Annotated in this window: 20 protein-coding genes and 2 tRNA genes; 5 read left to right on the forward strand and 17 right to left on the reverse strand. The window is 43.5% G+C overall.

All coding sequences use genetic code 11. The features are described 5' to 3' along the window. The first annotated feature begins 1 nt into the window (after position 1). A complete protein-coding gene (mog, locus tag HMPREF9370_RS10125) occupies positions 2-580 on the forward strand; it encodes a molybdopterin adenylyltransferase (protein WP_009117408.1) in 579 nt (192 codons plus the stop codon). Positions 581-913: 333 nt separating this feature from the next. Here mog and HMPREF9370_RS10130 read toward each other — a convergent pair whose 3' ends face one another. The 10 genes from HMPREF9370_RS10130 to HMPREF9370_RS10175 form a co-directional block, all read right to left on the reverse strand. After that, positions 914-2146, reverse strand: a complete 1233-nt coding sequence (locus HMPREF9370_RS10130) for an HlyD family type I secretion periplasmic adaptor subunit (RefSeq protein ID WP_009117409.1) — start codon at positions 2144-2146, stop codon at positions 914-916. A 71-nt stretch (positions 2147-2217) separates the two neighbouring features. Continuing rightward, a complete protein-coding gene (locus tag HMPREF9370_RS10135; RefSeq protein WP_009117410.1) occupies positions 2218-4398 on the reverse strand; it encodes a type I secretion system permease/ATPase in 2181 nt (726 codons plus the stop codon). A gap of 42 nt (positions 4399-4440) precedes the next feature. Further along, positions 4441-5676: a TolC family protein gene (locus tag HMPREF9370_RS10140; protein WP_009117411.1), complete on the reverse strand. Its 1236-nt coding sequence runs from the start codon at positions 5674-5676 to the stop codon at positions 4441-4443. 288 nt (positions 5677-5964) lie between these two features. After that, positions 5965-6537 (reverse strand): 50S ribosomal protein L25/general stress protein Ctc, encoded by a 573-nt coding sequence (locus tag HMPREF9370_RS10145; protein WP_009117412.1) that lies wholly within the window; start codon positions 6535-6537, stop codon positions 5965-5967. A 66-nt stretch (positions 6538-6603) separates the two neighbouring features. Further along, complete coding sequence (locus HMPREF9370_RS10150; RefSeq protein WP_107688277.1) at positions 6604-7590, reverse strand: ribose-phosphate pyrophosphokinase; 987 nt, start codon at positions 7588-7590, stop codon at positions 6604-6606. A gap of 176 nt (positions 7591-7766) precedes the next feature. Then, positions 7767-7843, reverse strand: a tRNA-Gln gene (locus HMPREF9370_RS10155). A 10-nt stretch (positions 7844-7853) separates the two neighbouring features. Further along, positions 7854-7930 (reverse strand) — tRNA-Gln (locus HMPREF9370_RS10160). Between the two features lie 13 nt (positions 7931-7943). Continuing rightward, complete coding sequence (ispE, locus tag HMPREF9370_RS10165; RefSeq protein WP_040667170.1) at positions 7944-8789, reverse strand: 4-(cytidine 5'-diphospho)-2-C-methyl-D-erythritol kinase; 846 nt, start codon at positions 8787-8789, stop codon at positions 7944-7946. Continuing rightward, positions 8786-9379: a lipoprotein insertase outer membrane protein LolB gene (gene lolB, locus HMPREF9370_RS10170; protein WP_040667658.1), complete on the reverse strand. Its 594-nt coding sequence runs from the start codon at positions 9377-9379 to the stop codon at positions 8786-8788. The genes ispE and lolB overlap by 4 nt, the downstream gene beginning before the upstream one ends. Before the next feature lie 119 nt (positions 9380-9498). After that, complete coding sequence (locus tag HMPREF9370_RS10175) at positions 9499-11334, reverse strand: tetratricopeptide repeat protein (RefSeq protein ID WP_009117416.1); 1836 nt, start codon at positions 11332-11334, stop codon at positions 9499-9501. Positions 11335-11655: 321 nt separating this feature from the next. Here HMPREF9370_RS10175 and HMPREF9370_RS10180 point away from each other — a divergent pair, with 321 nt between their 5' ends. Next, complete coding sequence (locus tag HMPREF9370_RS10180) at positions 11656-12258, forward strand: NUDIX hydrolase (protein ID WP_009117418.1); 603 nt, start codon at positions 11656-11658, stop codon at positions 12256-12258. Positions 12259-12407: 149 nt separating this feature from the next. On the opposite strand, the gene HMPREF9370_RS10185 is transcribed toward HMPREF9370_RS10180, so the two are convergent. Next, positions 12408-13190: a competence/damage-inducible protein A gene (locus HMPREF9370_RS10185; RefSeq protein WP_009117419.1), complete on the reverse strand. Its 783-nt coding sequence runs from the start codon at positions 13188-13190 to the stop codon at positions 12408-12410. Between the two features lie 154 nt (positions 13191-13344). Between HMPREF9370_RS10185 and argG the strand changes: the two genes are divergently transcribed. Continuing rightward, entirely contained in the window at positions 13345-14688 is a 1344-nt protein-coding gene (gene argG / locus HMPREF9370_RS10190) for an argininosuccinate synthase (RefSeq protein WP_009117420.1), read from the forward strand. Between the two features lie 352 nt (positions 14689-15040). Here the strand turns inward: argG and ccoP are convergent, their stop codons facing one another. The 4 genes from ccoP to ccoN are packed head-to-tail and all read right to left on the reverse strand — an operon-like array spanning position 15041 to position 18743. Next, positions 15041-16474 carry a cytochrome-c oxidase, cbb3-type subunit III gene (gene ccoP, locus HMPREF9370_RS10195; RefSeq protein WP_009117421.1) on the reverse strand — a complete coding sequence of 478 codons (1434 nt, stop codon included), beginning with the start codon at positions 16472-16474 and terminating at the stop codon, positions 15041-15043. Between the two features lie 45 nt (positions 16475-16519). After that, complete coding sequence (locus HMPREF9370_RS10200) at positions 16520-16669, reverse strand: cbb3-type cytochrome oxidase subunit 3 (RefSeq protein WP_009117422.1); 150 nt, start codon at positions 16667-16669, stop codon at positions 16520-16522. A 4-nt stretch (positions 16670-16673) separates the two neighbouring features. Next, the gene (gene ccoO, locus HMPREF9370_RS10205; protein ID WP_009117423.1) at positions 16674-17282 is read right to left on the reverse strand and encodes a cytochrome-c oxidase, cbb3-type subunit II; all 609 of its coding nucleotides are present in this window, start codon (positions 17280-17282) and stop codon (positions 16674-16676) included. Positions 17283-17306: 24 nt separating this feature from the next. Next, positions 17307-18743: a cytochrome-c oxidase, cbb3-type subunit I gene (ccoN, locus tag HMPREF9370_RS10210; RefSeq protein ID WP_174262999.1), complete on the reverse strand. Its 1437-nt coding sequence runs from the start codon at positions 18741-18743 to the stop codon at positions 17307-17309. A 331-nt stretch (positions 18744-19074) separates the two neighbouring features. On the opposite strand from ccoN, the gene HMPREF9370_RS10215 reads away from it, so the two are divergent. Both HMPREF9370_RS10215 and HMPREF9370_RS10220 read left to right on the forward strand, forming a co-directional pair. Continuing rightward, positions 19075-20853, forward strand: coding sequence for a M61 family metallopeptidase (locus HMPREF9370_RS10215; RefSeq protein ID WP_040667172.1), 1779 nt, complete (start codon positions 19075-19077; stop codon positions 20851-20853). A gap of 26 nt (positions 20854-20879) precedes the next feature. Further along, positions 20880-21317 (forward strand): TIGR01244 family sulfur transferase, encoded by a 438-nt coding sequence (locus HMPREF9370_RS10220; protein WP_009117426.1) that lies wholly within the window; start codon positions 20880-20882, stop codon positions 21315-21317. 156 nt (positions 21318-21473) lie between these two features. Here the strand turns inward: HMPREF9370_RS10220 and HMPREF9370_RS10225 are convergent, their stop codons facing one another. Together HMPREF9370_RS10225 and HMPREF9370_RS10230 are read right to left on the reverse strand one after the other, a co-directional pair. After that, positions 21474-22124 carry an IS1595-like element ISNwa1 family transposase gene (locus tag HMPREF9370_RS10225; RefSeq protein ID WP_009117427.1) on the reverse strand — a complete coding sequence of 217 codons (651 nt, stop codon included), beginning with the start codon at positions 22122-22124 and terminating at the stop codon, positions 21474-21476. Positions 22125-22411: 287 nt separating this feature from the next. Further along, a complete protein-coding gene (locus tag HMPREF9370_RS10230) occupies positions 22412-24010 on the reverse strand; it encodes an isocitrate lyase (RefSeq protein ID WP_009117428.1) in 1599 nt (532 codons plus the stop codon). Positions 24011-24404 lie beyond the last annotated feature (394 nt).

The raw sequence follows: 24404 nt of genomic DNA on the forward strand, positions 1-24404 counted from the left end.
TATGCAATGCCTGTCTGAAATCAAAATCGGTTTAATCTCCACCAGTGACCGCGCCAGTAAAGGTATTTATGCCGACGAAGGCATTCCCGCATTAAGAAGCTGGCTGAAACGCGCCGTAAAAAACCCAATTCATTTCAGCGAAGCGCTGATTCCCGATGAACAACAAGAAATCGAAACCACGCTCAAACGCATGGCTGATAAAGACAGTTGCGATTTAATCTTTACCACTGGCGGCACCGGCCCTGCCCTACGCGACATCACGCCCGAGGCTACGCTTGCCGTTATCGATAAAGAAATGCCTGGTTTTGGAGAACAGATGCGCCAAATCAGCCTGCATTATGTGCCCACTGCCATCTTATCCCGCCAAACTGCCGGCATCCGCGGCAAATGCCTGATTGTTAACTTACCCGGCCGCCCAAAAGCCATTGAAGAAACTCTTGGCGGCGTACGCGATGAATCAGGCAATATTGTGGTGCACGGCTTATTCAGTGCCATACCTTATTGCATAGATTTAATCGGCGGCGGCTTTATCGAGACCGATGAAACTGCGTGCAAAGCATTTAGGCCAAAGCAGAAATAACGCAAATACTTCGTATATAGTGAATCAACTTAAAAATAGTACGCTCGTCATATCTTTCTTGAAAGAATGCCTGTCTGAAAGATTTTTCAAACAGGCATTCTTATCATTCTGAAATGTTCTCGCCTCATCCTTATTTTACCGTCAGTTACCTTAGAAACATACTCAGCTCAAACCTGATTAAAACGAATGTGCTGTTTTTCGTTGATTCATCACAAGTTTCGTCCATCATAAAATCACCTGCCTGTCTGAAGGGCTATACAATCTACTGTCTTTTCAGACAGGCAATTAAAAAGCCCTGTATAAAACAGGGCTTTTCTACCACCGGCCTCGAAATTAACGTTCGCTCAAGGCCTGCTTCATACGGGTAATCGGTTTGATGAGGTATTGGAATACTGTTTTCTCGCCAGTCTTCACATCTACTGTGGCCACCATACCCGGAATAATCGGCATATCTTTACCATTGCGGTCTTTCAAACTATTGGAATCTGTTTGTACTAAAATACGATAGTAAACTTGGTTAGGATCCAATTTCAATTCATCAGTGCGCGCCTGATTACTGATGGTATCGGGACTGATTAAAGTCACTTTACCATCCAAACCACCATAAATCGCATAATCATATGCACTGATTTTAACCACAGCCGGCAAACCTGGGCGCAAAAAAGCAACGTCTTGCGGGCGAATATAGGCTTCAACCAATAATTTCTCATCCAAAGGCACAATATTCAGAATATCTTGGCCTGCATTTACCACACCGCCGACTGTATTGATTTTCACATCTTTCACGATACCGCGCAGAGGAGCACGAATTAACGAACGTGATACCGGGTCTGCGCGCATAGCCATATTTTCTTTTGCTTGCGCCAGCTCAGATTCAGTTTGTACCAATTCGTTATTGGCATCTGCCATATAGCGGTTTTGACGTTCTGCAATTTGAGCAGCCAAATCACTGGATTCACGCTGCATGCGCAAAAGCTCTACTTCAGAAACCACACCTTGTTTAACCATAGGCGCAGTAATTGAGATTTCACGATCCAAAGCCGCTTTACTCATACGCAACCCTTGAACAGCATCCACCACTGCACGACGACGCGCAACATAAGCAGCTTGCTCGCGCTGTTTCAAAGTCGGGCTGATACTGCTTGGGAAATTCAACGGGCCGCCATAAGCTTCAGCTTTCAAACGGGCAACCATCGCTTCCAAGTTGGCAACTTTCGCTTCACTTTCACGTAACACAGCAGAGCTTCGGGTATCATCAAGGCGCAATAGAATCTGCCCTTTTTCAACAATGTCACCTTCTTTAACTTTCATTTCGGAAATCGTGCCTGGATCCAAGCTTTGAATCACCTGTTCTCGGCTACTTGGAATGACACTGCCATTACCTCTGGTTACCTCTTCCAAAGGGCTGTTGTAAGCCCAAATGACGAAAACGACCAAAAATACAAAAAACAGGATAATGACCCAAAACTGACCATGATGCTTCTCTTTTTGCAAAGCCGCATTAAGGTCATTCACGAGTTTCAAATCACTGGATTTAACGCTTTCCTGATTGTTTTGTTCACTCATAATGACAAAAACCTTATACCTATTTTCATGAAAAGGCTGCTGAAAAAAGCAGCCTGCTTTTCAAATCACTATTAACCGTTTGCTTGACGGATACCTTGTTGCGCGGCTCCTGCAGCAGCTTGCTGATTAGACTGCTGCTCGTTTTGCATTAATTTTTGCAATACTAGATCACGCGGACCATCCATTACAACTTTACCGTTATCCATCACAATAATACGGTTAACAATCTGCAATACTTGCGGACGGTGTGTTACAACCACCATCGTTTTATCTTTACACCATTGCCCCACTGCATTAAGTGCCAGGCGCTCAGTAGCCTGATCCAGACCGGTGGTCGGTTCATCAAGCAGCACAACTTTCGGATTACGCAAAGTCATTCGTGCCAAAGAAATAATTTGTTTTTGTCCGCCGGACAAGCCCAAACCATCCTCACCCAAAGGCATATCTAAACCTCGCGGATGGTTTCTAATAATTCGGTCGAGACCAAAACGTTTCAAAGCAACCAGCAATTCTTGGTCAGTTGAAAACCCGTCGGTACGTGCCAAATCCATATTTTCACGCAAAGTACCTAAAAATAAACGGGGAGACTGGCTCAACAGCAAAACTTTATTACGCAAAAAGTTCGGGTCAATTTGGCGCATATCCACACCATCTAGAGTAACATTACCCGAAGAACCATCATATAAACCGCTGGCTAACTTGAGCATCGTGCTCTTACCGCTACCAATACGGCCAAGCACCCCTACTTTTTCACCTGGACGGATATTAATATTTAAGCCAGAAACAGCAACCGCACCATCTTCGCCATATTTAAAAGACACATTTTCAAAACCGATAGCGCCTTGAACATTGTCTAAAGTAATATATTTACGTTCAGGTTGACGCTCAATCGGACGTTGAACAATATTGTTTACACCGCTAAGTGCCAACTTTGCTTGTTGAAAACGCGTAGCCAAGCCTGCGATTTGAGCCAACGGTGCTAATGCACGTCCGGATAAGATAACTGACGCGATCAAAGCACCCATCGTAATCCTATCATTTGGGTTTTCCGCATGAATCAGGTAGGTGCCCAACAGAACCAAAAATACAGTGTTTAACTGCTGCATCGCAACGGCGAAGTTGATCATAAAGTTACTGGTATCTTTCACTTTAATGGAGGAGGCAGAAGTTTTGGCAGTGTATTCATCCCAACGTTGTTGCGCCCAAGTGGTTGCATTATTGGTTTTCAATGTTTCAATGCCTTCCAACGCTTCTACAGCCAAACCTTGACGCTGAGACGACTCTTTCATTGATTCATTGATATAACGTGACAAGGGACGTTGAACCAAGAAACCAACAACGATAACAATAGGAATAATTGTCAATGGAACAAGTGCCAGCTTTCCACCTACGATTCCGATTACAGAAACAAACAACAATAAGAAAGGTAAGTCAACCAGAGTTAACAAACTGGCACTAGTCATAAACTCACGGACAGATTCAAACTCACGCAAGTTATTCGCATACGAACCGGCAGATGCAGGCCTGTCTGCTAAGCGCAAAGCCATAACGCGACGGAACAGTGCCGAACTGATGATCAAATCAGCCTTCTTACCGGCAATATCAGTCAGATGGCCACGAATCAGTTTAGCAATAAATTCAAAAGTAATTGCCAAAACCACACCGATACTCAATACCCAAAGCGTTTCATAAGCTTGGTTCGGAATGACTCGGTCATATACATTCATCACATACAATGAGCTTACCAAAGCCAAAAAATTAATGATAAATGTTGCTAGAATTACTTGGTAATAATACCCTTTAAAACGCCAAATAACTTTCCAAAACCAAGCTTTCGGCAAATCATATTCAGGCAGATCGGAACGGGCATCTGATACCATTTTAGGTTTGATAAACCAGCAGTAACCCAAGTAAAGATCAGATAATTGCTCATGGCTTAATTCTTGAGCCAACCCGTCTGCCTGCCTAATATGGTAGGTACGGTCACGGCCTGCACCGTTTATCTTAGTGATTACGGCAGCTTCTTCATTATGCAGGATTGCCACAACCGGAACTGCCAACGACGGTATTTCATCCAAGCTTCGCTTAGAAAGTGTATTCTCAAAACCGTGGCTTCTCAGAACTTCTTTCAATGAATGAAAATTAACATTGAGTTTTTTATCTCTAACTACCTCAGCAGACAAAACGGCTTCAGATACAGGAGAACCCAATATCTGTGTTGCTAAAGCAATATGTTCGATAATTGATTTCATGGCTTTTATTCAATCGTAAATTCTAAAATATTTAAGTCTGTTTTATTCTTCAGGCGCAATTCCAGCCCAATTGGCAATTTGAGCTTGGGCAGTCAGATACTCCAAAGCCGCATCGCGAAAATCATTTCTTGCCGTAATATTTTCCTGCTCAATATTGGCGAGCTCGTTGTACGCACCTAAAACATCTGTTAATGTGCGACGCGCAACTTTAAATTGCAATTCATATGCTTTCACTACTTCTTTTTGAGAAACAATATGTTGTGCAGTAATTCCTGAGCGCAGCTCACTCTGAGCCATATCCATTTCAGCAGTTTTCGCCCGCTCAGCCACTTCACGCAAAATCTGATCTAGCTTTGAATCTGCAGCCTCCACTGTGTGCGAATTTTTATCTACTGTATGACGAGCTGCTTGATCGAAAAAGTTCCACGATAAATTCAAATAAACTTGTTTAGTTTCTTTCGTGGCAACACCTTCTAGATTGATTGCCGGTTTTCTAGCAGCTTTTGATGCCTGTAATTCGTAAAAAGTGCTCTCGCGCTCCGCCTTTTGTGCAAGGTAGCTAGGGTTTACACCATTATCCATACCTTTATAACGGCTTATAAGTGTTCGTGTCGTTTCGGTACGAAATGGATCTTTTAAATCTTGGGGACGTAAGGATGTGACCGTGTATTTAGATAACCGACTTAAAGCCAACTCCATAGTACGTGTTAATTGTGCAATAGTTGTTTGTACCTGCAATCGCCTAGCTTCCGCCTCAATCAACTCAGAACGCCTACCAGTATCATACTTAGCCACTACGCTTAAATCTTTTAATAGCTTATTATGTCGATTTAAACTTTGTTGATTAACTTCGATGGATTCCTTTGCACGCAATGCAGTCAAATATAATTTGCCTATTTCACCCCCCAACTGTTCTTGGGTTTCATAGTATTTATATTTGTAATAAATTTCTTTTTGTTTGTCTCGATTAACCGAAGCAGTAATTCCACCCCACGAATACAGGTTAAGACTACCTTTCAAACCAACGGAATTCTTTAAGTCATCATCAGCATCTTTATTGTCTTGCATCAACACTTGGGTACCGGTCAAACCAACAACCGGATAGTGCGCTGCTTTCGAGGCTTTTGTAGTACTTTCAGCAGCAGCCAAATTTGCCCTCGCTTCTAATAAAGAGGGATCCGCCACTAAAGACTTCTGTAAAATTTCTCGTAATTCTTTTGCGGCAACCGGTTGGCTCACTAAAAGTATAGTAATAGAAAGTGCAGAATAGCGCTTCAAAAAAACCGATTGTTTTATAGAGATGCTTTTGCATATTTTTAAACTTAATTCTTAATTTACACTATTACCCTATGAACCATCCATGCCAACATAGTTCACAAGCATATAGCCAATTCAAAACTATTGCAGAATAACACCATATTGCAATTTATTCACGCAATCAGTGACAAAAGGTTGCCTTATTTGTTAAAAGTGTGGTGTAGCCATGTTCCGATTCTACGCCTTACATAAGGAAAAACAAAGCCCTCACTGTGTTACAGCAGGGCTCGGTTTTTAAAATAGCAAATATTAACGTTTCTTACCAGTTACAGTTGCAACCGCCAAATTAGCATCGCGTTTCAACGCAACGCTGCTCACACCTTCAGGATAAGCAACGTCTGTCAAATGAAGAATGTCGCCTGCTACTACGTTTTCACAGTTCAACTCTAAAAAGGCCGGGATATTTTTAGGATTAACAATACAATCAACAGTAGTGCTTAACACAGAAACACGACCACTTTGCAATTTTACTGCCTGAGATTTTTCAGCATTAACAACATGCAAAGGCAAACGCATGCGTAAAGGCTTATTAAAATCTACTACTTGGAAATCAATGTGTTGCACTTCCTGACGGAAAGGGTGGATTTGAAAATCACGAACAATTACATCGTAAACTTTACCATCTAAAGACAACTTAATCAATGTAGTATGGAAAGATTCCTTCTCCAATGCATAGAAAACGGTTTTATGATCAACCGCAATAGCAGTGGCTTTCTGGTCTTCACCATATAAAACTGCTGGCGTTTTACCTTCGCGACGCAGGCGGCGGCTCGCACCAGTACCTTGAGCTTCACGAACAGCAGCTTGAATTTCGTATGACATAATATAAATACTCCAAAAAATTAAACAATACTGTCCTTAAACCGCGACCAGTATCAGACAGCAGAATTATGGGAGAAATATCGCTCCCGGTGCTACAAGTTCTTCGTTAAATAAATAAGAAACGGACTCTTCATTACTAATTCGTCTTACCGTTTCAGCCAACAAACCGGCAATGGTTACTTGGCGGATTTTCGAACATTTCTTTCCTTCTTCAGACAAGGGGATGGTATCTGTCACAACCACTTGATCAATATCTGAAGAAGCAATCCGGCTTATCGCCTCACCTGAAAAAACAGGATGAGTAGCATATGCCAATACACGCTCCGCTCCCCTGTCTTTCAAAGCCGAGGCGGCTTTACACAAGGTATTTGCAGTATCGATCATATCATCAACAATCAAACATGTACGACCTTGTATATCACCAATAATATTCATTACTTCTGCCACATTAGCTTTGGGGCGCCGTTTATCAATAATTGCCAAATCAACATTCAGCATTTTTGCAACTGCGCGGGCGCGCACAACACCGCCGATATCAGGGCTCACAACAGTCAAATTCTCTATACGTTGCTGTTGTATGTCATTAATTAAAATCGGCGTAGCATAAATATTATCCACAGGGATATCAAAAAAACCCTGTATTTGATCCGCATGCAAATCAACTGTTAAAACTCTGTCAATCCCGGCAGAGTACAGCATATTAGCCACAAGTTTAGCTGAGATAGGCACACGAACAGAGCGCGGTCGACGGTCTTGTCGTGCATAACCAAAATAGGGGATAGCCGCTGTAATCCGGCCCGCGGACGCCCTTTTTAACGCATCAGCCATAGTCAATACTTCCATCAAATTATCATTTGTGGGCGCGCAAGTAGGCTGCACAATAAAGACATCTCGACCACGAACATTTTCCAACAACTCAATGGCAACTTCACCATCTGAAAATCTGCCCACAGAGGCATTACCTAATGAAATACCTAAGTGTTTGACCACATTTTTTGCCAATTCAGGATTAGCGTTCCCGGTAAACACCATCAAGCTGTCATATGCTGCCATTTCGTCATCATCCAAGATCGTTTTTTTGCACTCAGGAAACATCGTTAGCTTCCTTGTTTCTCAAAATTAATTTGGAAACGTATTATACGCGTCTACCGCATTTCATCAAAGCACAAACGGCATTTTTTACGGTTAAACGTAATAAAAGCGTGCAAGCTAACTTACACGCTTTTGTTTGGCTGGGGATGTAGGATTCGAACCTACGAATGCCGGAATCAAAATCCGGTGCCTTAACCAACTTGGCGAATCCCCAATAATTCGGTTGGCTGGGGATGTAGGATTCGAACCTACGAATGCCGGAATCAAAATCCGGTGCCTTAACCAACTTGGCGAATCCCCAACGCTTCAAAGTATTATATATCAAACAAAGGGTGTTGCGGTAAACCTTCTACGCAAAATGCCTGATATTTTTTTGAAACATTACTGTAGATTATTTCAGCTTTTTCTTTAGAGCTTGTTGAAACAAACACACAAGCCCCAGAACCCGTCATTAACGGATTACCATATACTTTCAAATCTTCGAAAGCTGCAAAAACTTGCGGATACTCTTCAAACACAACCTTTTGCATATCATTTCTAAAAGGCTGCAATGCTTGAAAGCAGGCGATTATCCTCGTTTTTGAATCACGCGTCAAGTTTTTATGTGAAAAAATCTTCTCGGTACTCACATGTACGTCCGGCTTGATTATTACATACCATTGCTTCGGTATATCCATCTCAGTCAATTGCTCACCGATGCCTCTAGCAAAAGCATTACGCCCGAATATAAAAAACGGCACATCCGCACCCAGCTGCACTCCCAAATTCATTAGTTGCTGCCGGTTTAAGCCACATACCCATAAACGGTTTAAGGCAATCAGCACGGTTGCAGCATCCGAGCTACCTCCTCCCAAGCCACCGCCCATAGGTATTTTCTTTTCCAGCCAGATATCTACACCAAGCTTACTTGCTGTTTGCTTTTGTAATAATTTGGCAGCACGTACAGTCAAATCATGCTCCGGGTCCACACCAGGTATTGGTGTATGCAACACAATTGCACTATCTTTTCGCACATTAAGATACAAGGTGTCATACAAAGCAATCAAACAAAAAATACTTTCCAGTTCATGATAACCATTGCTGCGACGACCTGTAATTCTAAGATCCAGATTTAACTTCGCCGGAGCCGGAAAAGCCTGAACATTTGCAGGGATACTCATTGCATGCCTCTTGCGGCGCATTGCGTGGCTGCCTGCGCATCCCGAGCAAGAGGCTGCATGTTGTCAAATATCAGTCGCAAGGTAAGCTTGCTGCTTTCCAGCAATAACACTCGCGGCATTCCGTTTTGGTTGAGCTGCCTTGTAATCGTCCAATTAAATTGCTGCAGGCGCCCATCGCTGGAAACATGATGAGGCACGCCTTTCACCCATTGCCCCGCTGCCCAGATATTCAAATATTGTACCGGCAATTCATAACCCAAAAGCTGCTCACTTAACTCCTGCGCTGTTGCGGCACTAAAGATTTTACCGTTACTGTCTACCGCTACCACGCCTTGTGCATCCTGACACAATTGCCCCATGGTACTACCCAACGGCGTGTTCACATCAATGGTTTGCACACCATTTTGATACGTCCAGTCAAAATTAGCATACGAACCTTTTTCGTTTACCTTAACAGCCAGACGGCCATCGGCATTAAATTCATTCAACTCCCCCTGTTCTCTCCAAGCATCCGTTTTGGGGTAAATCGAAGTACAGGCACTTAATACCGCGCTAATTAGCAATATTCCTGCAATATGGGAAAATTTCATCATATTTGCTTCCTCGTGTAAGCGATGCCTGTCTGAAAGATTTTCAGACAGGCATTAATTCAACATTTCAATACCCTGCAAACAGCAATATTGACTGACCGTATTCAACCGGGGTACAGTTATTTTGTTTTAGGCAACACCACACCTAATCGTTTCATCGTTTCCAGCAAAATCGAACGCTTACCTTCTTTTTCCTTCAAGCCTTTTTTAAACACTTCTTTGGCTTGCTCCCTTCGGCCAAGTTTCCAATATGCTTCGCCTAAATGAGAGGCAACTTCAGGGTCAGGCTGCTGCTCGAAAGCAAATTCCAAATAAGGCAAAGCGGTGGTGGTATCGCCCTTTAATAAGTATGCCCAACCCAAACTATCGTTGATTGCGGCAGATTCCGGCTCCAAGCGATAGGCTGCTTCAATCAATTGAAACGCTTCTTCTATATTATTTCCGGGCGCACTCAACATGGTATAGCCTAAAGCATTCATACCCTCAACACTATCGGGGCGCAGCTCACGATAGCGTTTCAAGTCGGCAATGGCTTTTTCAGGTTCGTTCAGATTATCGGCATAAATGATGGCACGTTGATACAGCACATCGGCCAGCTTTTCTTGGTTATCTTTCTGTTTATTGACTTTTTCATAAAGAGCATTGATTTCTTGCACTGCCTGACGCGGATTTTTATGCTTTACCAAAGTGAATAATTGCACCCTGAATAAATCTTCATCGGTAAAAAAGTTACCTTGCTGCTCAGGCAGGTTTTGTGCGGCTTTCACATGTTCTGTTGCTTTTTGCCAATTACCCGATTCTGCTTCGATTGATGCGCTCAACACCAATCTGTCAAACGCATATCCAGGGGCTTTGATTTTTGCTGCCCATTCGCGTGCCGCCTGATGATTTTTTACATCGGCATAACGCATGGCTGCAACAGCCGCCGCCCGGCTTCTCTGCTCCTGCGTACCAATGTTATAAACTTGTTCCAGATAAGACAAAATAACCGGCAACTCTGCTTTTTGCGTAATCGCCAAAAGCGCTGCCTGCATATAAAGATCTGCATCCGGTTTTTCTTTTAAAAGCTCTTGCAGCAGATCATAGGCTTCAGAATATTTTCCCGAATATATCAGACCTTCCACTTGAAGCTCGCGCCATACTGTGGAAAGCTGATTTGTTTTTGCTTCGGCAAAGAATTTATTCAAAATTTCAGGATTCTGCTGACCGATCAGACGCAATGTAAACATTGTAGCAGGCACAATTTGGGTATCCAGTTCGGTTAACCGTTGCAAAGCCTGAATTGCACCTTGCTCATCATTGGCCAACGAGCTGAAAATCGCCTGTGTAATAACTGCTTCCGGCATGTCGGGATAAGGCTTGGTTGCACGTTTGACTTTACGGTCAACGCGCTTGGCAAATTCCGGATGCTCTATCGCGGCTTGAGCCAGCTGCAAAAATAATTTGCGCTTGCTTTCGCTATCCGCTTTTTCCATAACCTTATCAAAGTTTTTCTCAACTGCACTAAACTCCTTCAGGGTCAAGCTGCGCACCCAAGCCATACGCTGCTGCGCCTCGCTTGGCTCAGGTTCAATTTCTCGCCAACGCTGGTAAATCGTTTCAGCCTGTTCATAAGCATGCAGGCTGATTGCCATTTCCATAGCCCGCTCCCCAACTTTGGGATCTTTGGTCCGGTTAAACGCAACCATATAACTTGCCAGCGCCGTAGCAACATCGCCTTTTTGCAGGGCAATTTCACCACCCAAAAGGGTAAACAGTTCGCTGGAGCGTTTGACCAAACGCGCGCGGCGCTCATATTCGCTAATCTGTGGTTCTTCTTTTGCTTTTTTTGCAGCCGACTCAATAAACTGATAATCGGAAGACTGCGGCACTTCATTAGACGCGAAAGCAGGCAAAGCAACGCTTAACAATAATGACGATACTAGCGGTTGAAAACGTTTTTGAAAAAAAGGCATAACATTCCCTTTGGTGTGGCATATCCAGCGGTCGCTTTAATACCTAAAAATTTGTTGAGCGGCTGCTGTCAGAGTGTGTAGCGCGTCTTGGACAATAAATTATGGAAGCTGCGCACCCGTATCTTTCTCAAACCGATACAGCAAATCCCATATCTAAAATCAACTGCAACACTTTAATTCATTAATTACCGAGTAAAAATAAATCGCTACTTTATCACAAGGCATAAAGCAAAGGCGATTTTTGCAACAATTAACGAGAGGTGCAAAAGCTTTTCAGACGGGCATATAATGCCTCCAATGCCTGTCTGAAAACCATAAATTATGAACACTGAAACCTTGCGCGATTTCCTCAAAAGTTTGTCTTCTCAACAACATGGCTTATTAAACAAGCGAAATACGCTTTTTATTGAACAGCCCGCCGATTCATTCCGGCCTGCCGCCGTTTTACTCGCCTTGGTGCCTCGTCAGGAAGAATGGCAGATATTACTGACCAAGCGCGCAGAAACCCTCAAACACCATACAGGGCAAGTTGCTTTTCCCGGTGGCGGGTATGACACAGAAGACGCTTCTCTCACCGAAACCGCCTTGCGGGAAGCACACGAAGAAGTCGGCACGCCTTGCCATACGTGGGAAACTTTCGACATTATTCCACCGTGCTACACTCCCAGCGGTTACGCTGTTTATACCGTGCCCGCTTTATCTGAAACCGAACCTCGGCTCACATTGAACCCGAGCGAAGTGGCCGAAGCTTTCTATGTGCCGCTATCGCTTGCACTGGATACGGCTAACTACCAACAACGCATATTCCAATATCAAAATCGCACAGTACAGTCTCCTGCTCTGCCTTACTTGCATTACGATATTTGGGGGTTGACCGCCAGCATCCTGTATTCAATGGCTGAACATTTCAGGCGTTACCGTTAGTTTGTCCCGCATCACACACCGGTATAGTTAAGCAATTGTTAAATTGTCGGTTTTTTATTTATTCGATTAACAATGCCTGTCTGAAAACAGGGCTTCATTAAAGAATGCCGGGCTATATTTTCAGACAGGCATTGTCATTTCTGTGAATTCTATCGCTTGATTTCTTCCAGCCTTCCGCCCAATTTTTCCAACTCAGCCAATACTTCCGGCCAAGCAACATCAAGCAACTTACAAGCCTCACCAGATGCTTTAATGCCAAACTCAATATGCGCATCCCTATGCTCAGTTTTCTCGGTTGGCAGGCTAAACGTTTTCACACCCGGATAATCTTGCTGGATCTGCTCCATCAAACGGCCGATCCGGGATTCCGGCAGCTTAAATACCCATACAGAGCGAGATGCCTGTTCGAGTTGGTTAAACTTGTCTGCATAATAACGATCCAACACCCACTCTGCCATTGGCGCCACCATAACGGGAAAACCGGGCAAGAAATAATGCTCACGAATGGAAAAGCCGGCAATCCGATTATACGCATTCTCCACCAATTCAGAGCCTTTAGGAAAATCCGCCATCGTCAGGCGGCGCTGATGCTCAAGCGAATCGAGCGTTTCACCTCGACTGAGCGTTACCTGCTCAATATAGCCTGCCGCAACAGGATGATTTTCGATATCCAAACCCAACGCTTCAGCAGCAGCCTGACGCGTATGGTCATCAGGAGTTGAACCTATACCGCCGGTTACAAATGTCGGCATCCCATCTTCAAAACTGCGCTTAAGTTGGCGTATCAGAATTTCCCGGTCGTCCGGCAGATATTGCACCATGCCCAACTGGAAACCATGTTGTTCTAAAAGCGTTTTGAAGAAAATAAAATGTTTGTCTTCTCGCGAACCGTGCAATATCTCGTCGCCGATGATAATTAAATTAAATTGCATACCTCACACAACCTTTCTCTCTATGCCTGTCTGAAAACCGCAAACAAGTAATTTTTCTTAGCTGGCGCGAGCCAAGCCCTAGACTAATCAAAGGATTCGTACAATAATAAGGAATTTTACATCTGAGAAAAATCAACACAGGAACTATCCGACAATGAGCAATCATACCATCTTACAAAACCTGCCCGTCGGCCAAAAAGTCGGCATTGCGTTCTCCGGCGGCCTAGACACTTCTGCCGCATTATTATGGATGAAACTCAAAGGCGCCCTACCCTATGCTTATACGGCCAACCTCGGGCAGCCGGATGAAGAGGATTATAACGCCATTCCCAAAAAAGCTTTGGAATATGGTGCAGAACAAGCCCGCTTGATTGATTGCCGCAGTCAGCTGGCACACGAAGGCATTGCTGCAATTCAGTGTGGCGCTTTTCACATTACCACCGGCGGCATTGCCTATTTCAATACCACCCCTCTTGGGCGCGCGGTAACAGGCACTATGTTGGTTTCTACCATGAAAGAAGATGACGTGAATATCTGGGGTGATGGTTCCACTTATAAAGGCAATGATATCGAACGTTTCTATCGCTACGGATTGCTAACCAATCCACACTTGCGCATTTATAAACCTTGGTTAGACCAAACGTTTATCGACGAACTTGGCGGCCGCCAAGAAATGAGCGAGTTTCTGATTGCCAATGGCTTTGATTATAAAATGTCTGTCGAAAAAGCCTATTCCACCGATTCTAATATGCTCGGTGCAACACACGAGGCCAAAGATCTCGAGTTTTTAAATACCGGCATCAAAATTGTGAAGCCTATTATGGGCGTTGCTTTTTGGGATGAAAATGTAGAAATTAAACCTGAAGAAGTGACCGTACGCTTTGAAGAAGGCGTGCCTGTTGCTTTAAACGGTAAAACCTTTGCAGATCCTGTTGAATTATTTCTGGAAGCCAATCGTATCGGTGGTCGTCACGGCCTAGGCATGAGTGACCAAATTGAAAACCGTATCATTGAAGCCAAATCGCGCGGCATTTATGAAGCCCCAGGCATGGCTTTACTGCATATTGCTTACGAACGCTTAGTGACAGGTATTCATAATGAAGATACCATCGAACAGTACCGTATCAATGGTTTACGCTTAGGCCGCCTACTTTATCAAGGTCGCTGGTTTGACCCGCAAGCATTGATGTTACGCGAAACTGCCCAACGTTGGGTTGCAAAAGCTATTACTGGTGAAGTAACGCTCGAATTGCACCACGGTAATGATTATTTGATTTTAAATACCGAATCACCCAATCTAACTTATCAACCCGAACGCCTGTCTATGGAAAAAGTGGAAAATGCTGCCTTTACTCCAGCAGACCGCATTGGCCAATTGACTATGCGCAATTTGGATATTACCGATACACGGGGCAAACTTGGTGTGTATTCACAAAGTGGTTTACTGTCTTTAGGAAAAGGTTCCGTATTACCTCAATTAGGATGCGATAAGAAATAATAGTTAATCAAATTAATTTTGTTACAAGGCAGCAAGCCGAAGAAAGTACAAATAGTACGGTGAGGCACAGAAACGCAATAGCAAAAGTTAAATTGATCGACTATAAAGAGTAAGGTATTCTTTAAATCATCGCTTACTCGTAAAGATGTGAGAAACTCTCTATTATTTTTTATCCTTAATTGAACTGCAAATGAGCAGAAAAAGGGATAGCAAACTGTGTTACCGTTTGCGACACTCAGTCTTGTATCAATTTACTAAACACCACATTTTTAAATAAGGGCTCCTTACCAAAATTGCTTAGTAAAAAATCCCGGCTATGACTAGTCGGGATTTTTCTTTACTCAAAGCTTTATCAACCTTCTATTCTCACTTCAACACGGCGGCCTTCAGCATCGTTTCCTTGTGCTGCAGTTGTATTCTCAGGTTTACGCAATTCAATATTTTTTGCGTCCACACCTTGAGCTTCCAAAAATGCTTTTACTGCTTGAGCACGCTTCTTAGACAACTCCGCATTAGCTTTCACATTCCCTGTACTATCAGTAAAACCACTAATAATCAGTTTTTTACCGTCTTTGCCAGCCTTAATCAAATCTTGCAAAATAAGGTTGGCATTCTCAGCAACATCACTCTTACCCGTAGCAAAGTAGAAAACAGCTACACCACTACCTGCTTGTGTATCAAAAGTTACTTCAGCTTTATCGCCAGCGACACCAGAAGAAGCTACAGCTGACGCAGCGGATGTCTGTGTTGCTGCAGAAGCCGGAGATGCTTGAGGTTCAGTAGTTTTTGCTGTTGTTGCACCGGCTGCCTTAGCCGCTTTTTCACCTAATGCATTCTCAGTATCAGTAGGCAAGGCTTTTCCATCTTTATGTGACAATCCCCATACGTAGGCTGTCATGATATGCATCTTGTCATCATCTAAGAAATTGCCCCATGCCGGCATTTGGTTATGACGGCCATTGGTAATGGTTTCCATAATTGCTTTCTGAGTACCTCCCCACAACCAAGTATCATCAGTTAAGTTCGGGCCACTACCTTGAATACCTTGGCCTTTGTCGCCATGACAAGTGTAGCAGTTTGCAGGCGGGCCATGGAAAATAGCATTACCACGAGCGGCACGCTCAGGATCGTAACTACCTTCGTCTTTAGAAAGCGACATCACATAGTTCGCAACATCTTTTACCCGCTCTTCACCTAAAACAGGACCCCATGCAGCCATAATACCGATACGGCCGTTTTTAATGGTTTCATGAATCTTCTCAGGAGTACCGCCCCACAACCAATCATTATCAGTCAAGTTGGGAAAACCACGGGAACCTTTAGCATCAGAACCATGACATTGAATACAGTAAGTATCAAACAGATTTTTACCAATGCGCTGAGCTTGCGGATCTTTTGCTACTTCTGCAATCGGCATTTTGGCAAATTTGGCATAAATCTTGCCATATTCAGCATCTGCCTTTTTTACTTCCTCTTCATATTGCCCTTTACTACTCCAGCCCAAAAAGCCTTTAAAGTCTCCCAAACCAGGATAGGCTAACAAGTAACCTACCCCAAAAAATACTGTAAGGAGATACAGGCCAAACCACCAGCGAGGCAATGGGTTGTTATATTCTTCAATACCATCCCATGAATGACCCATGGTTTTAACATCTTCACCTTTTGGCGGTGCCTTTACTTTATTCTGAGAAAATAAAAGCCATAGCAATCCAATAATGCTTAGTACCACGATGGCAATGATGTAGTAACTCCAAAAACTGCTGGTAAATTGTGAATTTGTGTTCATGTATTTAGCTCCGTTATCACGGGATTATTTATTGGGCGGGAATTTTCAGCGTGGCGAATCATCATCTTGAATAATACTTTTACCCGCATCTTCATGATTTTTTTTATTTCGTTTGCTGAATACAACATACAGCACCAAAATAAAACTGACGAAAATCCAAACTGTAAACAAGCTCCGCGCCCAATTCACATCCATGACATTACCTTTTCTTCAGCGCCAAGCCCAAGCCTTGCAGATAAGCAATTACTGCTTCCATTTCTGATTTGTCTTTCAACAATTCAGGAGCTTTGGCTATTTCTTCATCACTATACGGAGTACCCACAGCCCGCAAAGCTTTCATTCGAGTAACTACTGATTCCGAATCTACTTTATTACGCGCCAACCATGGGAAGGCAGGCATATTAGATTCAGGAACAACGCTACGCGGATCCAGTAAATGCAAGCGATGCCATTCATCAGAATAACGACCACCAACCCTCGCCAAATCAGGGCCGGTACGTTTTGAACCCCATTGGAAAGGACGGTCATAAACAGACTCTCCTCCAACAGAATAATGACCGTAACGCTCAGTTTCAGCACGGAAAGGGCGAATCATTTGAGAATGGCAGTTATAACAGCCTTCCCGAACATAAATATCTCGTCCTGCTACTTGCAGAGCATTGTAAGGTTTCACCCCTTTAGTCGGTTCGGTCACAGCCTTCGTGAAAAATAACGGTACAATTTCAACCAGTAAACCTACACTAATCACTAAAAAAGTGAACACAATCAAAAAGCCAACTTTTTCTTCAACAAGTTGTTGTAATTTCATTTTGGTAGCCTATTCTCTTATTCTTTAGTGATGCTGTGATTGGGTCAGCGAAGGAATTTCTGCATCAACAGCTTTACCAACCGAAACAGTACGCAATACGTTATAAGCCATAATCAGCATACCGCTTAAATACAGCAAACCACCAACAAAACGTACCACATAGAAAGGTTTGCTGTCTTTAACAGACTCCACAAATGAATAAGTCAGTGTACCGTCAGTATTCAAAGCACCCCACATCAAGCCTTGCATCACACCTGAAATCCACATTGATGAGATATAAAGCACCACGCCGACAGTAGCGATCCAGAAATGCATTTCTATCAATTTAACACTGTACATTTCTTTCTGACCGAACAAACGGGGAACCAAATAATAAATCGAACCGATGGTAATAAAGCCTACCCAGCCAAGGGCGCCTGAGTGAACGTGACCGACCGTCCAGTCTGTGTAATGGCTCAAAGCGTTAACTGTTTTGATAGACATCATCGGACCTTCGAAGGTAGACATACCGTAGAAAGAAAGCGATACCACCAAAAACTTGAGAATCGGATCAGTACGCAGCTTATCCCACGCACCAGACAAGGTCATGATGCCGTTAATCATACCGCCCCAAGAAGGTGCAAACAGAATCAAAGACAATACCATACCTAAAGACTGGGTCCAGTCTGGCAATGCGGTATAGTGCAAGTGGTGAGAACCTGCCCACATATAAGTAAAAATTAATGCCCAGAAGTGCACAACTGACAAACGGTATGAATACACCGGACGACCTGCTTGCTTCGGCACAAAGTAATACATCATGCCCAAGAAACCAGCTGTTAAGAAGAAACCTACAGCATTGTGCCCGTACCACCATTGAACCATCGCATCAATGGCACCGGCATACACAGGGTATGATTTCATTAATCCAGCAGGAATGCTGATGTTATTGACAATATGCAATAAGGCCACTGCCAAAATAAATGCGCCGTAGAACCAGTTTGCCACATAGATGTGTTTGATTTTACGTTTAGCCAATGTTCCAAAGAAAACGACTGCATAAGCCACCCAAACCACGGCGATCAGAATATCAATCGGCCATTCCAATTCGGCATATTCTTTGCTTTGGGTGTAACCCAACGGCAAGGTAATTGCAGCCAGCAAAATTACAAGCTGCCAACCCCAGAAGGTAAAAGCCGGTAGGAAGTTTCCGCCGAACAAACGCGTGTTGCATGTACGCTGAACGACATAATAAGACGTGGCAAACAACCCGCAGCCGCCGAAAGCAAAAATAACTGCATTAGTATGCAACGGACGGATACGGCCGAAGTGAAACCACGGGCCGACATCAGAGAGGTTGAGCATGGGTGCAAACAATTGGGCGGCAGCAATTACACCGACCAACATACCCACAACACCCCAAACTACAGTCATGATGGCAAATTGACGCACCACCTTGTAGTTATAAGTTTGCGTTTCCATGAGGATCTCCATTAAACATGGCAATTTAAACATCTGGCAGGTTTGCAAACAAAAGCCGCCTGAAACAGCTTTTATAAACCACCTTATTTAATTTATCTTAATTTAACACCTTATCCCAAAACAAGCTCACAAGGATATGGAAGTTTAACTTCTGTATTTTAAATCAAAATGCAGCTTGAACCAAGTCATATCATCATACAGCCCGTTTAATCATGCAAATGAGTTGCCAAATATTGGATTTTGTAAGAGTATAAGCTTTGTAACAAGCTTTATTTGACCAATATCAAACAGGTTGAAATCTGCAAACAAATCTTAACAAAAACTCTACTTTATGTTGCACTATTCTCTAAGCCCTACTCCTACAAGCCACTTATGGCAAATTACATTACATTACGTACACAAAGATGATACTTCTTTTGTGCTCCGTTTGCCCAATTGGGTTCCCGGCAGTTATATGATTAGGGATTTTTCACGTCATATTATTTCCATTGAAGCTCATTGTAACGGGCAACCTGCCAATCTAACCCAAACAGCTAAAAATCTTTGGAAAACCGCTGCCAAAGCCGGAGATTGGCAGATTCACTACACAGTTTATGCTTTTGATTTTTCCGTTCGCGGCGCTTATCTGAGTAGCGAACGTGGCTTTTTCGACGGCGCCTGCATGTTTCTCAGCATCGAAGGCCAAGAGCATCAGACCTGTACTCTTGAAATCAATCATTTACCGAAAAACTGGCAAACCGCCACCACACTTCCACGTCTGTCTGAAAACCATTATCAGGCTGCGAATTATTCCGAACTGATTGATCATCCTTTTGAATTCGGCACCATAGAAACCATTCGTTTTGAAGCCTGCGGCATTCCACACAAAATTGCCCTCAGCGGTTATTACGCTGATTTTGACCGTGAACGTCTAAGACGTGATATTCAAAAAGTCTGCGAAGCCCAATTGCAGATGTTCCCTACTCCTGCGCCTTTCAAAGAATATCTATTTATGCTGTTTGTTGGCGACAATATCTACGGCGGTTTGGAACATATCAGCAGCACTGCCCTGCAAATAGACAGAAAATGTCTGCCCAAAAAACATATGGAGGAGGCTTATGAAGACTACATATCACTGCTCGGGCTATTTTCACACGAATATTTTCATGCTTGGAACGTAAAATCCATCAAACCAGCCGCTTTCTTACCCTACCGGCTCGACAACGAAAGCTATACCGAGCAACTTTGGGCGTTTGAAGGCATTACTTCTTATTATGATGATTTATTTCTCGCACGCAGCGGCGTGATCAGTCCGGAAGCCTACTTGAAATTACAGGCAAAAAATCTGACCCGAGTTCAGCAAAATAAAGGCCGCACCAAACAGACCCTTGCGCAATCCAGCTTTACCGCTTGGAATAAATATTACAAACAAGATGAAAACAGCCCTAATGCGATTGTCAGCTACTACCAAAAAGGAGCACTCGCAGCCATGTGTCTGGATCTCATCATTCGCCAGCGCAGCAATGAGCAAAAAAGTTTGGACGACATCATGTGTGCGTTATACCAAATATGGCTCGATACAAGAAAAGGCCTGTCTGAAAACGAGTGGCAGCAGAAAGCAGAGGCTATTGTTGGATTAAATTTACAAGATTTCTTCCAAACAGCCTTATTCAGCACACGTGACCTACCCTTGGAAGCCTGTCTGAAAAGTGCGGGCGTTTTCTTAAAATGGCAAAGTGCCCCGCGCAGTCACGGCGGCGCTCTGGTTGAAACTTTTGACGAACAACCCGAAGCACCTGACTTCGGCGCGCGCTTCATACAAAATGCAGAAAGCATTACGCTAACCCACGTTTTCAACAACAGCAGCGCTGAGAATGCCGCATTGTGCGCACAAGACAAAGTGATTGCACTTAATGGTTTTTGCTGTTCGGACTTTGTCCAACAATGGTCGCAACTTTCCATTGGCCAAACTGCCAAACTGCACTATTTCCGCCAAGGCGTGCTGAAAGAAACAGAAACGATCGTTAAGGCAGCTGAGGCTGATACCGCATTTTTAAAAATCGACAATCGGCAACTACTCGAAAAATGGTTAGGTATTACGGAATCCAACCTAACCAATATGCCTGTCTGAAACCCCTCCCACACAAAGGAACCATCATGAGTTTTTTCCAGCTTACAGATAAATTGTATATTGCGCCCCAAATCAACCGAACCGATGCAGCCGAAGCAGCCAAACTAGGCATTACCGGCGTGATCTGCAACCGCCCTGATCAAGAAGAACCCGATCAACCAACCTTCACTGAAGTTTCCACTTGGTTTGCCGACGCAGGTATCCGCAACATTACACACCAGCCGGTAATCGGATCACAAATCACAGAATCAGACGCTCAAACTTTTGCACAAACCTTGGCTGCACACGATGGCCCTGTTCTCGCTTACTGCCGCACCGGCACACGCTGCTCGTTGTTGTGGGCACTGCACCAAGCCGGGCAAGGAAAAGATGTTGCCACCCTTATCTCCGAAATAAAAGAAAAAACCGGTTTGGATCTAAGCAACTTCACAGCCAAGCTGCAAGCAGCTAAAAGCGCAAGCTAAACAATAATCGTAAACAATGTAAGTCATAACTAACTATTCTGATTTATATAGAGACTTCTGAAACTGCTACGGCTTTTATTCACTTCAAAGTCTGCCAACTCTGTCTGAAAGACCCAGTTTACAACTATATAACAAATAAGGGGCTGTCCTAGATAACTAGGTCAAATTCTCTCTTACTAATTGTTTTAAAATGGATAATTGAGACTTTATTTCACTGTGGTTAAAACGCCATTCGCACTCCTTCAAATACAGCTCAAAATGAGCTTTGGGAATGCCATTGAACTTACGTAAATGACGTTTTGCCTGACTCCAAAAATTCTCAATGCCGTTTATGTGGTTTTGCTTGTCCGCAAAATGTGCGCTGTGATTGATACGAAAATGGTTAAATTCGCTGACATCCAATACATCATAGCTTTTGTAACAGTCCGTATAAACAATACTGTCAGGCTTAACCTGCTCTCGGATAATAGGCAGGAAGGTGATCGTTTGGGTATTCGGAACGGCGACGGTATAAACCCTACCGTTTCGCTTTAACAGCCCGAACACCGGCACTTTTCCGGCTGCACCGCGACCACGTTTGCCTTTTCTACGGCCACCAAAATAGCTTTCGTCTGCTTCGTTTTCACCGTCGAGCATTTCCAAATGCGGGCTGTTTTGATAAATCAGCAAACGTAAACGATGAAAGTAGTAAGCGGCAGTATTTCTATGAACACCTGTTAATTCCACTGTTGTTCTAGCTGTTACGCCGGCAACGAACAGCTCGATTAGCTTGTGTTGTTTATACTGACTTAAACGGCTTTTCTTCATAAGGGTTATTTTAAATGCTTTTGAATAACCCTAGTTATCTAGGACAGCCCCACAAATAAACACAACGTATGTCTGAAACCCCATATTCAAACAGGCATTCTCACTATAAAGAAACAACAAAAAAGGGGGCAACTGAACAGTTACCCCGAATACCTCAAATCAGAGATTTACGCTTCACAAACATACAGGCTTTCGCCTGTACCTTTATCAGGCAGCTCAACTCTGCCCGATAAAGCCGGTCGTTTTCAGACAGGCATACAATGCCTGTCTGAAAACATCATTCCCAATTAAGAGAATTGATTCATTGTGTTGTCTTTACCGCCTGCTTTCAACGCAGCTTCACCGGCAAAGTATTCTTTGTGGTTGTCACCGATGTCGGAACCGGCCATGTTTTGGTGTTTCACACAAGCCAAACCTTGGCGGATTTCCTCACGTTGAACATTCTTCACATAAGCCAGCATACCTTCATCTGCGAAGTAGCCTTTAGCCAAGTTGTCAGTAGACAATGCGGCAGTGTGGTAAGTCGGCAGAGTGATGAGATGGTGGAAAATACCAGCTTCGCGGGAGGCATCTTTTTGGAAAGTGCGGATTTTCTCATCTGCTTCTTTAGCCAATTCGGTATCGTCATAATCAACGCTCATCAATTTAGCGCGATCGTAAGCAGATACGTCTTTACCGGCTTCTTTCCAAGCATCGAACACTTGTTGACGGAAGTTCAGCGTCCAGTTGAACGACGGGCTGTTGTTGTACACCAGCTTGGCATTCGGGATAACGGCGCGGATTTTGTCCATCATCTCTTTGATTTGGCCAACGTGTGGTTTTTCAGTTTCAATCCACAGTAGGTCGGCACCGTTTTGCAGAGAAGTAATACAATCCAACACTACGCGGTCGATACCGGTGCCTTTGCGGAATTGGAACAGGTTGCTGGCCAAACGGGTCGGCTTGATAGTTTTGCCGTTGGTGTTCACAATCACGTCGCCGGGTTTCACTTGGCTCAAGTCGGTGATTTCTTCGCCGTCCAAGAAGCTGTTGTATTGGTCGCCCAAGTCACCTTTTTCGGCAGAGAACGCGATTTGTTTGGTCAAGCCTGCACCCAAAGAGTCGGTACGGGCAACGATTACGCCGTCATCAACGCCCAGCTCCAAGAATGCGTAGCGTACGGCATTGATTTTCGCTAAGAAATCAGAATGCGGCACGGTTACTTTACCGTCTTGATGACCACATTGTTTCTCGTCGGATACTTGGTTTTCGATTTGGATACAGCAAGCACCGGCTTCAATCAGTTTTTTCGCCAACAGGTAAGTGGCTTCCGCGTTACCGAAACCGGCATCAATGTCGGCAATAATCGGTACAACATGGGTTTGGAAATTGTCGATTTGTGATTGGATTTCTTGCTCTTTGGCTTTATCGCCTTCAGCACGGGCGTTGTCCAAAGCAGTAAACAATAAATCCAACTCGCGGGCATCGGCTTGGCGCAAAAAAGTGTAGATTTCTTCAATCAGTTCAGGCACGGAAGTTTTTTCATGCATAGATTGGTCAGGCAGTGGGCCGAATTTAGAACGCAAACCGGCAACCATCCAACCTGAAAGATATAGATAGCGTTTATCAGTGGTTTTTTGATGTTTTTTGATAGAAATCAGCTTTTGTTGAGCCACGAAACCGTGCCAGCAGCCGAGAGATTGAGTGTATTGGGCATGGTCGGCATCGTAGTCGGCCATATCTTTACGCATGATAGCAGCAGTGTATTTTGCGATGTCCAAGCCGGTTTTGAAACGGTTTTGCAAACGCATACGGGCAACATATTCGGGGGTAACATCATGCCAACCCGCACCCATTTTCTGTTTTAACTCACCTGCTTGTTTGATTTCTTCCTGATAATTCGCCATGCAAATCTCCTTTGTTCTAGCTTGATTTTTGGATAAACGTACAGACTACATAATAATGCCGCATTTCTTTGTAGTGGCATGTAGTACCGATGGGCGAAATGTACCCCTATTTTGCCTGCTTGCCAAGCCCCTTCATGCTGATTATCAAACCACATCATATTTTCTCTATTATTTACAAACATCTATATTTACGCATCTTTCAGTCTAAAATTGACATTTTCTGATTGATTTTTGCTTATTTTTCTAATCTGATTAGCATTTATTATTATATTTAGAAAGTTGAAACATGGTTTTATAATTTCCAAAACCATCTTAATTTATTGAATTTAATATATTTATTTTTTACACAATTGAGTATCAATTTTTCCGGTGTTTTTTCATTATGTTATAAATG

The sequence above is a fragment of the Neisseria wadsworthii 9715 genome, from assembly GCF_000227765.1.
In the GTDB taxonomy this organism is placed as follows: domain Bacteria; phylum Pseudomonadota; class Gammaproteobacteria; order Burkholderiales; family Neisseriaceae; genus Neisseria; species Neisseria wadsworthii.

Excerpts from the sequence above, each read along its gene's own strand:
- mog (WP_009117408.1), top strand. The coding sequence starts at position 2 with ATGCAATGCCTGTCTGAAATCAAAATCGGTTTAATCTCCACCAGTGAC.
- HMPREF9370_RS10130 (WP_009117409.1), bottom strand. The coding sequence starts at position 2,146 with ATGAGTGAACAAAACAATCAGGAAAGCGTTAAATCCAGTGATTTGAAA.
- HMPREF9370_RS10135 (WP_009117410.1), bottom strand. The coding sequence starts at position 4,398 with ATGAAATCAATTATCGAACATATTGCTTTAGCAACACAGATATTGGGT.
- HMPREF9370_RS10145 (WP_009117412.1), bottom strand. The coding sequence starts at position 6,537 with ATGTCATACGAAATTCAAGCTGCTGTTCGTGAAGCTCAAGGTACTGGT.
- HMPREF9370_RS10150 (WP_107688277.1), bottom strand. The coding sequence starts at position 7,590 with ATGGCAGCATATGACAGCTTGATGGTGTTTACCGGGAACGCTAATCCT.
- ispE (WP_040667170.1), bottom strand. The coding sequence starts at position 8,789 with ATGAGTATCCCTGCAAATGTTCAGGCTTTTCCGGCTCCGGCGAAGTTA.
- lolB (WP_040667658.1), bottom strand. The coding sequence starts at position 9,379 with ATGAAATTTTCCCATATTGCAGGAATATTGCTAATTAGCGCGGTATTA.
- HMPREF9370_RS10175 (WP_009117416.1), bottom strand. The coding sequence starts at position 11,334 with ATGCCTTTTTTTCAAAAACGTTTTCAACCGCTAGTATCGTCATTATTG.
- HMPREF9370_RS10180 (WP_009117418.1), top strand. The coding sequence starts at position 11,656 with ATGAACACTGAAACCTTGCGCGATTTCCTCAAAAGTTTGTCTTCTCAA.
- HMPREF9370_RS10185 (WP_009117419.1), bottom strand. The coding sequence starts at position 13,190 with ATGCAATTTAATTTAATTATCATCGGCGACGAGATATTGCACGGTTCG.
- argG (WP_009117420.1), top strand. The coding sequence starts at position 13,345 with ATGAGCAATCATACCATCTTACAAAACCTGCCCGTCGGCCAAAAAGTC.
- ccoP (WP_009117421.1), bottom strand. The coding sequence starts at position 16,474 with ATGAACACAAATTCACAATTTACCAGCAGTTTTTGGAGTTACTACATC.
- HMPREF9370_RS10200 (WP_009117422.1), bottom strand. The coding sequence starts at position 16,669 with ATGGATGTGAATTGGGCGCGGAGCTTGTTTACAGTTTGGATTTTCGTC.
- ccoO (WP_009117423.1), bottom strand. The coding sequence starts at position 17,282 with ATGAAATTACAACAACTTGTTGAAGAAAAAGTTGGCTTTTTGATTGTG.
- ccoN (WP_174262999.1), bottom strand. The coding sequence starts at position 18,743 with ATGGAAACGCAAACTTATAACTACAAGGTGGTGCGTCAATTTGCCATC.
- HMPREF9370_RS10215 (WP_040667172.1), top strand. The coding sequence starts at position 19,075 with ATGTTGCACTATTCTCTAAGCCCTACTCCTACAAGCCACTTATGGCAA.
- HMPREF9370_RS10220 (WP_009117426.1), top strand. The coding sequence starts at position 20,880 with ATGAGTTTTTTCCAGCTTACAGATAAATTGTATATTGCGCCCCAAATC.
- HMPREF9370_RS10225 (WP_009117427.1), bottom strand. The coding sequence starts at position 22,124 with ATGAAGAAAAGCCGTTTAAGTCAGTATAAACAACACAAGCTAATCGAG.
- HMPREF9370_RS10230 (WP_009117428.1), bottom strand. The coding sequence starts at position 24,010 with ATGGCGAATTATCAGGAAGAAATCAAACAAGCAGGTGAGTTAAAACAG.